This is a genomic window from Yoonia sp., assembly GCF_042093035.1.
Taxonomy (GTDB): domain Bacteria; phylum Pseudomonadota; class Alphaproteobacteria; order Rhodobacterales; family Rhodobacteraceae; genus Yoonia.
Window position 1 is genome coordinate 1 of record NZ_JBELFI010000100.1, and the last position, 9,497, is coordinate 9,497.

General features: G+C 58.9%; 9 protein-coding genes. 5 read left to right on the forward strand and 4 right to left on the reverse strand.

Annotated elements, in window-relative coordinates:
• Positions 1–126: 126 nt before the first annotated feature.
• From recJ to ACFDSS_RS11605, 4 genes are all read right to left on the reverse strand, one after another.
• Positions 127–1,890 carry a single-stranded-DNA-specific exonuclease RecJ gene (gene recJ / locus ACFDSS_RS11590; protein WP_375255900.1) on the reverse strand — a complete coding sequence of 588 codons (1,764 nt, stop codon included), beginning with the start codon at positions 1,888–1,890 and terminating at the stop codon, positions 127–129.
• Between the two features lie 89 nt (positions 1,891–1,979).
• On the reverse strand, positions 1,980–2,945 hold the full coding sequence (gene glpX / locus ACFDSS_RS11595) for a class II fructose-bisphosphatase (protein ID WP_375255901.1): 966 nt from the start codon (positions 2,943–2,945) through the stop codon (positions 1,980–1,982).
• Between the two features lie 83 nt (positions 2,946–3,028).
• Positions 3,029–4,315 (reverse strand): homoserine dehydrogenase, encoded by a 1,287-nt coding sequence (locus ACFDSS_RS11600; protein WP_375255902.1) that lies wholly within the window; start codon positions 4,313–4,315, stop codon positions 3,029–3,031.
• A gap of 56 nt (positions 4,316–4,371) precedes the next feature.
• A complete protein-coding gene (locus ACFDSS_RS11605; protein ID WP_375255903.1) occupies positions 4,372–4,659 on the reverse strand; it encodes a hypothetical protein in 288 nt (95 codons plus the stop codon).
• Between the two features lie 28 nt (positions 4,660–4,687).
• Here ACFDSS_RS11605 and ACFDSS_RS11610 point away from each other — a divergent pair, with 28 nt between their 5' ends.
• The 5 genes from ACFDSS_RS11610 to ACFDSS_RS11630 form a co-directional block, all read left to right on the forward strand.
• Positions 4,688–5,275 (forward strand): TetR/AcrR family transcriptional regulator, encoded by a 588-nt coding sequence (locus ACFDSS_RS11610; protein WP_375255904.1) that lies wholly within the window; start codon positions 4,688–4,690, stop codon positions 5,273–5,275.
• 51 nt (positions 5,276–5,326) lie between these two features.
• A complete protein-coding gene (locus ACFDSS_RS11615) occupies positions 5,327–5,815 on the forward strand; it encodes a hypothetical protein (RefSeq protein WP_375255905.1) in 489 nt (162 codons plus the stop codon).
• A 133-nt stretch (positions 5,816–5,948) separates the two neighbouring features.
• Positions 5,949–7,202 (forward strand): sarcosine oxidase subunit beta family protein, encoded by a 1,254-nt coding sequence (locus ACFDSS_RS11620; RefSeq protein ID WP_375255906.1) that lies wholly within the window; start codon positions 5,949–5,951, stop codon positions 7,200–7,202.
• 49 nt (positions 7,203–7,251) lie between these two features.
• Complete coding sequence (locus tag ACFDSS_RS11625) at positions 7,252–7,515, forward strand: sarcosine oxidase subunit delta (RefSeq protein ID WP_375255907.1); 264 nt, start codon at positions 7,252–7,254, stop codon at positions 7,513–7,515.
• A partial coding sequence (locus ACFDSS_RS11630; protein ID WP_375255908.1) for a 2Fe-2S iron-sulfur cluster-binding protein occupies positions 7,512–9,497 on the forward strand: 1,986 nt, incomplete at its 3' end. The genes ACFDSS_RS11625 and ACFDSS_RS11630, both read left to right, overlap by 4 nt.

Here is a 9,497-nt window from a genome sequence, read left to right on the forward strand (position 1 = left end):
CCCTCTTTCCAGGTTGAAAACCTGGCGTCCTAACCGATAGACGAAGGGACCGCAGTTGGTGGGCCGCTTTTAGGGAAACTGTGCGAGCCGCGCAAGAGGCTTTTTGTGCTTTTTTCCGGCTTTGTCTTAGTGGGCCGGGGCCGCGTCTTCCAAACGCAATTGTACCGATTGCCGCCCCTGCCAAGTGTTGATTTCCAGACGACCAACCAGGTGAAAGCGCGCTCCATTGTGCCCTGTCAGCATCGGCCCGATTGGGCCATCCATCGCGCCAAAACTGATTGCATCAATCCGGCCACTCAAACCGTCACCGAAGGTAATTTTCAGATGATTTGCACCAACTTGCTTGGCAAAATGGATCTGGCAATCGGGGAAAGCAAAGCGGGGCGCGGGGGCGCCGGCACCAAACGGCCCGGCGTCTTCGATCTGATTGACAAGCGCAATTGATGCAGCCCCCGGCATCAAGAGCCCGGTGATCTTCAGGTCCGCAGGTCCAATCTGATCCGCCCCTTGTTTGGCGAGCAATGCGCCAATCCGCGCCATCGCAGGTTCAAGCTGATCGCGCGCCAACGAAAGACCCGCGGCCATCTTGTGCCCTCCCCCTTTTAGCAACAGCCCCTCCGCCGTGGCGCGCTGAATAACGGCACCCAGATCGATCCCCGTGACCGACCGGCCAGAACCCTTCCCCTCATCGCCATCCAACCCGATCACGATGGCAGGGCGATTTGTGGTCTCCTTCAGGCGCGCGGCCACAATCCCCACAACGCCCGGATGCCAACCCTCACCGGCGGCCCAGACGAGCGGCCCGGCAAGACCCCGCGCAGTTGCCTGCACCATTGCTTGATCGCGCACGTCTGCTTCCACTTCGCGGCGTTCGGTATTGAGCTGGTCGAGCTTTGCCGCGATCGATTCCGCCTCATGACGGTCATCGGTCGACAGCAGCCGCGCGCCCAAGTTCGCCTTGCCGATGCGACCGCCAGCATTGACACGCGGCCCCAGCAGAAACCCCAGATGATAGCTGGTGGGCGCCTGATCGAGCCCCGCAATATCCGCCAAAGCGGTCAATCCCACGCGATGACGACGGGCCATAACCGACAGGCCTTGGCGTACAAATGCGCGGTTCACACCGATCAGCGGGGCGACATCCGCGACGGTCGCAAGCCCCACAAGATCAAGCATCGCAATTAAATCAGGCCCTGTGTGACCTGCTTCGCGCAACGCCCGGTTGGCATCCACAAGCATCAAGAACACGACCCCGGCAGCACAAAGATGGGCCAAAGCGCCAGATTCATCCTGCCGGTTCGGGTTCACAATCGCAACAGCATCAGGCAAGGTTTCGCCGCCCAGATGATGGTCAAGGACGATCACATCAGCACCCTTCGCCGCAGCAATCGGCCCATGCGAGAGCGTGCCGCAGTCAACGCAAATTATCAGGTCATGATCCTGGGCCAAACCCGCCATCGCAGCTTCATTTGGCCCATACCCTTCGTCGATCCGGTCCGGAACGTAAAGCGTCGCCCGCCCACCCATCTCGCGCAGCCATGTCAGTAACAGCGCCGCAGAGCTGCCGCCATCGACATCATAGTCAGCGAAAACGGCAACGCGCTCCTTACGCTCAACCGCCTGCAAAAACCGCGCCGTTGCCTTGTCCATGTCGCGCAGACTACGCGGATCCGGCAGAAGCTCGCGCAGGGTCGGCGCGAGATACGCAGGCGCGTCTTGCGCAGACACACCGCTGCGAACAAGCACATGGCAGAGTGCTGGATGCAAGCCGGTATCCTGCGCAAGCGCCTCTGCAAGACGGTCTTCCTCGTCTGTGGGGCCAACCCAACGGCGGCCTGTTGCCGAGGCCGTAACATGCAAAAATGCGTGTGTATCTGGTGGTGTGTTCATCACAGACCACAATATGCGCGATGGATGCCGTTGACCACGGCTACCTTATCATCTTGCCCAAAAAAAACTCCCGCCGGAGGCATCGGCCCTCAAGACACAGGATTACGGTAGATCATCCGGCGCACAGAACCCGTCTTGGAACGCATCAAGATCGTCTCAGCGGTCACAAAACCGACTTCGCGTTTGATCCCCGGAACCAGTGATCCATCCGTCACACCCGTGGCGGCAAAAATCACATCGCCTGTGACCATGTCATCGCGAGTATAAACGCGATCGAAATTGGTGATGCCCGCTTTCGTCGCTCGCCCGCGTTCATCATCATTGCGAAACATCAAGCGCCCGAAAATCTGCCCGCCCATGCATTTCAGCGCCGCCGCCGCCAGCACACCCTCCGGCGCACCCCCGGACCCCATATACATGTCAATCCCGGTCTGTATCGGTTCTGCGGCGTGCATAACGCCCGCCACATCGCCGTCCGTAATCAGCCGGATCGCCGCACCGGTGCTGCGGAGTTCCGCGATCATGTCTTCGTGGCGCGGCCGTTCCAGAACGCAGACGGTGATGTCATTGGTTGAACACCCCTTTGCTGCAGCAAGCGCAGAGACCCGCTCCGAAGGGGACATATCCAGCGTCACCACACCGGGACGCAGGCCGGGACCAACGGCGAGCTTGTCCATATAAACATCGGGCGCGTGCAGCATGGAGCCACGCGGCCCCATCGCGATCACCGCCAGAGCATTTGGCATATCCTTGGCCGTCAGTGTGGTGCCTTCCAGCGGATCAAGCGCGATATCCACACCGGGCCCTTGGCCAGTGCCGACTTCTTCGCCGATGAACAGCATCGGTGCTTCATCGCGCTCGCCTTCGCCGATAACTACGACGCCTGCGATATCAAGCTTGTTCAACTGGGTGCGCATGGCATCTACTGCCGCCTGATCCGCCGCCTTTTCATCGCCGCGCCCGATCAAAGGCGTACAGGCAATCGCGGCCGCCTCCGACACGCGGGCCAAGCCCAAAGAGAGATTGCGATCGTTGAAGTCAGGTGTCTTGGGCATCGGGCGGTCCTTTATTAGCTTGCGACTACCCTAAAACCGTTCAGCGCCTCGGCCACAAGCCTGTTTGCGCTAAAGGCAGGGCTTCAAACCGCTTCGATACGGATCGCGACAGGGTCTCCGGTGACAACGCCCGTTGATTTGAACTCAGTCAAGGCGCCGTCCAAGGCGGTCCGGGTGGTCTTATGGGTCACGATCAAAACCGGGGCTGCGGTGTCATCATGCCCGTATTGGCGCATCCGGTCGATGGAAATGCCGGCCTCACCCAAAGCGCGGGCCACTTTTGCAAGTGCGCCGGGTTTGTCCATCAGTTGCATCCGCAAATAGTAAGGTGCGGCGACTGCGGCGCGCGCGGCACGGGTCTTTCGCAAAGTCTTGGCGGCCTGTCCAAAGGTCGATATGCGCGTTCCGCGCGCGATATCCATCACGTCACCCATGACCGCACTGGCCGTCGGGCCTTCGCCCGCGCCGGGCCCGCGCAAAACGATTTGGCTGACGGCGTCGCCTTCCAGCACGACCATATTCGTGCCGCCCGCAAGCTGGCCTAATGGCGATGTATCCGGCACCAGACACGGCGACATGCGCTGCTCAAGCCCGCGTCCGGTCATTTGCGCAACGCCGAGCAGTTTGATCTTATAGCCCATATCGGCCGCCTGACGGATGTCTTCAATCGTGACCGATCCGATACCTTCAAGTTCGACCGCGTCAAAATCAACCTGCGTGCCAAAGGCAATGGCAGCCAGCAGCGCAAGCTTATGTGCCGCATCAATCCCGCCGACATCCAGCTCAGGGTTGGCCTCCAGAAAACCGAGCTGATTGGCTTCATCAAAGACCGCCTCATAGCTCAGACCGGCGTCCTCCATCCGGGTCAGGATATAGTTGCAGCTACCGTTCATGACACCCATGACGCGGGTGATTTCGTTCCCGGCGAGGCCCTCAGTGAGGGATTTTACGACCGGAATACCACCCGCGACCGCCGCCTCGAAACGCACAACGCGGCCGGCATTTTCCGCCGCTTCCGCAATGGCTTGACCATGAATGGCGAGCAAAGCTTTATTGGCACTGACCACATCCTTGCCGCTGGCGATTGCCGCTTCTGTTGCATCTTTGGCGGGGCCTTCGTGGCCGCCCATCACTTCGATGAAAACGTCAATATCTCCGCGCTTGGCCAATGCCACCGGATCGTCTTCCCAGGTGTAGTCAGACAGATCAACGTCGCGATTTTTGGTTTTGGAGCGTGCCGACACTGCAACGATTTGGACAGGGCGTCCGGCACGTTGTTCCAGCAAGGCGGCGTGTTTTTGCACAATCCGCACGATGCCCACACCCACGGTGCCAAGTCCCGCAATTCCCAGGCGCAAAGGTGTTGTCATCGTCTTTGGATCCATCGTGTCGTTTTTGTCTTGCAAGCTCTAGCGAAAGCCGCGCGCTACTGCAATGCAGCGATGTCCGACCGGCGTATATCAGCGGCCCGTGCCTGAAGTGCTGCAATCCGCGCGGCATATAACGCATCACCATCAGCGCGAGGGGTGGGTTCCGCTGGCACGGGCGTGAGCCTTGGATATGGCGCGTCACGCGCGTCCGCGTCCAGCGTATCTTCTAGCTGCGGAAAGTTGTTGCAAGCGGCCAGAAGCAGAAGGGTCAGGAAGATCATGCGCATAGCCTGAACCATATCGGCACCCATCACAGAGTGAAACCGCTGATCGGGGCTTTCCAAATGAACGGATGTTCAGTTAAATGCGAAAATGGCACGCAAACAGGGCGCATATGCAGATATTACCGGGCCGAAGGTGCGTGCGACAGCGCTGCGCCTGATTGCCCAGCACGGCTACGCGGCGGTTTCGATGCGCCAGATAGCGGCTCAGGTGGGCGTGCAGGTGGGCGCGCTCTACAACTATACGGCAGACAAGCAGACATTGCTGTTCGATCTGATGCACGCGCATATGGTCGCACTTCTTGCAGCAGCCAGGGATTTACCGCAGCATGATACGCCAATGGCGCGGCTGGAAGATTTCACACGATTTCATATCCGATTTCACCTGCCACGCGCCGACGCTGTTTTCGTGTCGTACATGGAGTTGCGCAACCTTAGCCCCGAAAATTTTGCACAGATTGAAGCGTTGCGCCGCCAATACGAAGGGATTTTGGAAGCGATCCTCGCTGAAGGGGAAGCCCAGGGCGATTTTGCCGTGGCAGATACGCGTGTGACCACGATGGCATTGATCGGGCTGCTCACCGGATTGCATGATTGGTACCGGCGCGACGGGCGCTTGAGCATCACAGAGATCGAGACGATGTATTGGGGCCTGGTGCGCAAAGCGGTCACCGCCTAGGCAAACTGGCAGTGTTCAGGTAAGCGGGCCAAAAGCCAATGGAAGGTCAGGATGTTTCAGCCAGACAAAGACGAAATTTATGCGACAGTCGGGGCCTCTCAGGGGCGGCGGTTGTTTGGGTACGGTGTACTTTTCGCGCTCGGAGCGTTGGTGATTTACACCACGCTGGCCTATCCGCCGGCGCTGCAATGGATGGTCTTCATGCTGGTGTTTGGCGTGTCGATGCTGTGGCTGGCAGAAAGGCTACGACGCGCGACGACGATGCAGATTACGCTGACCGAAGATGAATTGCGCGATAGCTCCGGCGCGATCCTGGCGCGGCTTGATGATGTGGTTTCGGTGCAACGCGGGGCGTTTGCGCTGAAACCTTCAAACGGGTTCACCCTTGTTATGAAAAAGAAAAATCCGCGTGCATGGGTACCGGGGCTGTGGTGGCGCATGGGGCGGCGTGTAGGCGTGGGGGGCGTGACGGCGGCAGGCCAATCGCGATTCATGGCCGAACAAGTCGCGGTTTTACTGGCGCGTCGCGATGGCAGCTAATCGCATTCTGCATTGGCGCAGAGCGGCATTCCTTTTCACAATAGGTCGAGAAAACGACACGCTTTGTCGAAAAGAGGCGATGCATCCCAATCATTGCGTTGCTAGGGTTGGCGCGCGTCAATGAGGGATCGACATGGGCTATTCCGGTTTTCGGGTCATCAAAGAAGGGCTTTTTGGCCAAAAAGGATGGAAACCGGTCTGGCGCGATCCGGAGCCAAAGGCCGCCTATGATGCGATCATCATCGGCGGGGGCGGGCATGGGCTTTCGACGGCATTCTACCTAGCCAAAGAGCACGGCATGACCAATATCGCAGTGCTTGAAAAAGGCTATATCGGCGGCGGCAATGTAGGGCGGAACACCACGATCGTGCGCGCCAACTACTTCCTGCCCGGCAATTCAGAGTTCTATTCCCACTCACTTAAGATGTGGGAAACGATGGAGCAGGATCTCAACTACAACGTCATGCATTCGCAGCGCGGCTTAATAAACCTGTTCCACTCCGATGGGCAGCGCGACGCTTTTGCGCGGCGTGGCAATGCGATGATTAACCAAGGGGACGATGCGATCCTCTTGGATCGCGAAGGCGTGCGTGAACACTTGCCCTATCTGGATTTCGACAACGTGCGTTTTCCGATCTATGGCGGGCTTTTTCATCCACGTGGCGGCTCTGCGCGCCACGATGCAGTGGCGTGGGGCTATGAGCGCGGGGCCGATCAACGGGGCGTGGACATCATCCAGAACTGTGAAGTCACTGGCATTGATATTGAAGACGGAGTGGTCAAGGGCGTGCAAACGACGCGCGGGGCGATCAAGGCCATGAAGGTTGGGATCGTGGTCGCGGGCCGCTCTGGTCAGGTGGCCGCGATGGCGGGGATGCGTTTGCCGATCGAAAGCCATGTTTTGCAGGCCTTTGTGACTGAGGGTCTAAAGCCGGTTATCGACCATGTGGTTAGTTTTGGGATGGGACATTTTTATATCAGCCAATCGGACAAAGGTGGTTTGGTCTTTGGCGGCGACATTGATTTTTATGCCTCGTATGCCGCGCGGGGGAACCTGCCGATGAAAGAGCATGTGATGGATGCCGCAATGACCCTGATGCCGATGATAGGCAAAGCGAAGGTACTGCGATCATGGGGCGGGATCATGGATATGACACCGGATGGATCGCCCATCATTGATAAAACCCCGACGAAAGGGCTCTTTATTGATTGCGGCTGGTGTTACGGTGGCTTCAAGGCCGTGCCGGGGTCAGGGTTCAGTTTCGCGCATTTGATGGCCACAGGAAATCACCATGAACCGGCTTCAAAGTTCCTGCTGGATCGCTTCCGAACAGGCGAAGGCTTGATGGATGAAGAGGGCACAGGTTCTCAGCATAACTTGCACTAGGAGCGGGCGTTGGAATTGAGTTTTTCTGCCAAGATGAAGAGAGCATGACATGCGCATAAATTGCCCAAATTGTGGTGAGCGCGACCGGCGCGAGTTCTATTATCAAGGTGATGCATTGGCCTTGGATCGCCCGGGCGAGGATGCGGGTCTCGTGGCATGGGACGACTATCTGCATAACCGCGACAACAGCGCAGGCGAGGTGCGAGATCTTTGGTTTCACGAGGCCGGTTGCCGTGCGTGGCTGGTGGTTGATCGCAACACGGTGACCCATGCGGTGCATAGTACAACGCTTGCGGAAAAGGTGAAATCATGAGGCTCCAAGTCCCTGAAAAGACGGTGACATTCACCTTTGATGGCCGGCGTTTGCAAGCTGTGCCGGGAGAGCCAGTGGCGGCGGCGTTGCTGGCCAATGGCATCAAGCTGATGGCCCGCTCTTTCAAGTATCATCGCCCGCGTGGTGTCATGTCTGCGGGCTCGGAAGAGCAGAATGCTCTGGTCACCGTTGGCCGTGGTGCGCAGGCTGAACCGAATGTCCGTGCCACGACATTGGAGGTGTTCGAGGGGTTGGAGGTGTCCAGCCAGAATGCCTGGCCATCGCTGCGCTATGATGCATTGGCGGTGAATGATCTGTTGTCGCCTTTCTTGGCCGCCGGGTTCTACTACAAAACTTTTATGTGGCCGCGCAGCTTTTGGGAAAAGCTCTATGAGCCCGTGATCCGCCGCGCTGCGGGATTGGGCGCGTTAAGTGGTGAAACGAACCCCGATACATATGAAAAGGCCTTCGCGTTTTGCGATCTCCTTGTGATTGGCGCAGGACCAACGGGATTGATGGCCGCTTTGACGGCGGGCCGTGCAGGTGCCGACGTTATCCTCGCCGATGAAGATACCGCCTTGGGCGGGCGGCTGCTGCGTGAGCGAGAACAGATTGACGATATGCCTGGCGCCGAATGGGTTGCACACGCCCGCGCTGAGCTTTCTGCGATGGACAATGTCCGCTTGATGACCCGCACGACGATCACCGGCGCATACGATCAGGGCACATATGGCGGGCTGGAGCGTTTGGCCGGGCCGCGGGCTGATGGCAAACCGCTGGAATGTTTCTGGCGGATCGTGGCCAAACGCGCGATCCTTTGTGCCGGTGCCTTGGAACGCCCGGTCGCCTTTGCCGACAACGACCGTCCCGGCATCATGATGGCGAGCGCCGTGCGCTCCTATGTCAATCGCTGGGGTGTCGCCCCCGGCAAGGCTGTTGCGATCTTTGGCAACAATGATGATGCCCATCGCACCGCGCGGGATTTGACTGCGGCGGGTGTGAAAGTCGCCGCTGTGATCGACAGTCGCGACGATGCGAAAATCGCAGGTGATTTCCCCGTCTTTACCGGGGCCGAGGTGATCGCAACAAAAGGTCGGCACGCGCTTGTAAGCATAACGATCAGGCAGTCCGGTGGCACCCGTGTTTTGCGCACCGATTGTCTCGCGATCTCAGGCGGTTGGAACCCGACGGTGCATCTGACCTGCCATATGAACGGGCGCCCGCAGTGGCGCAACGATATTGCATCCTTCGTGCCAACCCCGGACAGCATACCGGGCATGGTTGCAGCAGGGGCTTGCAACGGCGTGTTTTCCACGGCTGGCTGCCTGCAAGAGGGTGCCGATGCGGCCGCCCATCTGGTGTCCGATCTGGGTTTCAAGGCGAAGGTGGTCCTGCCCGTTGCCGACGACACCGAATATGCGATTTCGCCACTTTGGATGGTTGCAGGCAAGGGCCGCAAGTGGATCGATTTTCAAAACGACGTGCATGTGAAGGATATCCGACTTGCCGCGCAGGAGAACTTCCGCTCTGTCGAACATATGAAGCGCTATACCACTCAAGGCATGGCCCCGGATCAGGGGAAATCGTCGAATGTCGTGGCCCTTGCGGTGCTGGCGGATGCGACTGGACGCGGTATTCCTGAAACCGGAACAACGACCTTTCGTCCGCCATATGTGCCGGTCGCGATTGCGGCAATGGGGGCGGGTAGCCAAGGGAAGGGCTTTGCGCCGGAGCGTTTCACCACATCGCATAAGGCCAGCATCGCCCGCGCCGCGCCGATGATCGAGGCCGGACTGTGGTACCGCCCCAGCTATTTCCCGCAAAAGGATGAGACCCATTGGCGGCAGTCATGCGACCGCGAAGTCGGCTATGTGCGCAACGCGGTCGGAGTCTGTGATGTCTCGACGCTTGGCAAGATCGATATTCAGGGGCCAGATGCCGCCGCACTTCTGGACTTTGTCTACACCAATATGTTCTCGACC

What these genes read in the sequence shown, in the direction of transcription:
- recJ (WP_375255900.1), bottom strand. Translation starts at nt 1,890, where the DNA reads ATGAACACACCACCAGATACACACGCATTTTTGCATGTTACGGCCTCG.
- glpX (WP_375255901.1), bottom strand. Translation starts at nt 2,945, where the DNA reads ATGCCCAAGACACCTGACTTCAACGATCGCAATCTCTCTTTGGGCTTG.
- ACFDSS_RS11600 (WP_375255902.1), bottom strand. Translation starts at nt 4,315, where the DNA reads ATGACAACACCTTTGCGCCTGGGAATTGCGGGACTTGGCACCGTGGGT.
- ACFDSS_RS11610 (WP_375255904.1), top strand. Translation starts at nt 4,688, where the DNA reads ATGGCACGCAAACAGGGCGCATATGCAGATATTACCGGGCCGAAGGTG.
- ACFDSS_RS11615 (WP_375255905.1), top strand. Translation starts at nt 5,327, where the DNA reads ATGTTTCAGCCAGACAAAGACGAAATTTATGCGACAGTCGGGGCCTCT.
- ACFDSS_RS11620 (WP_375255906.1), top strand. Translation starts at nt 5,949, where the DNA reads ATGGGCTATTCCGGTTTTCGGGTCATCAAAGAAGGGCTTTTTGGCCAA.
- ACFDSS_RS11625 (WP_375255907.1), top strand. Translation starts at nt 7,252, where the DNA reads ATGCGCATAAATTGCCCAAATTGTGGTGAGCGCGACCGGCGCGAGTTC.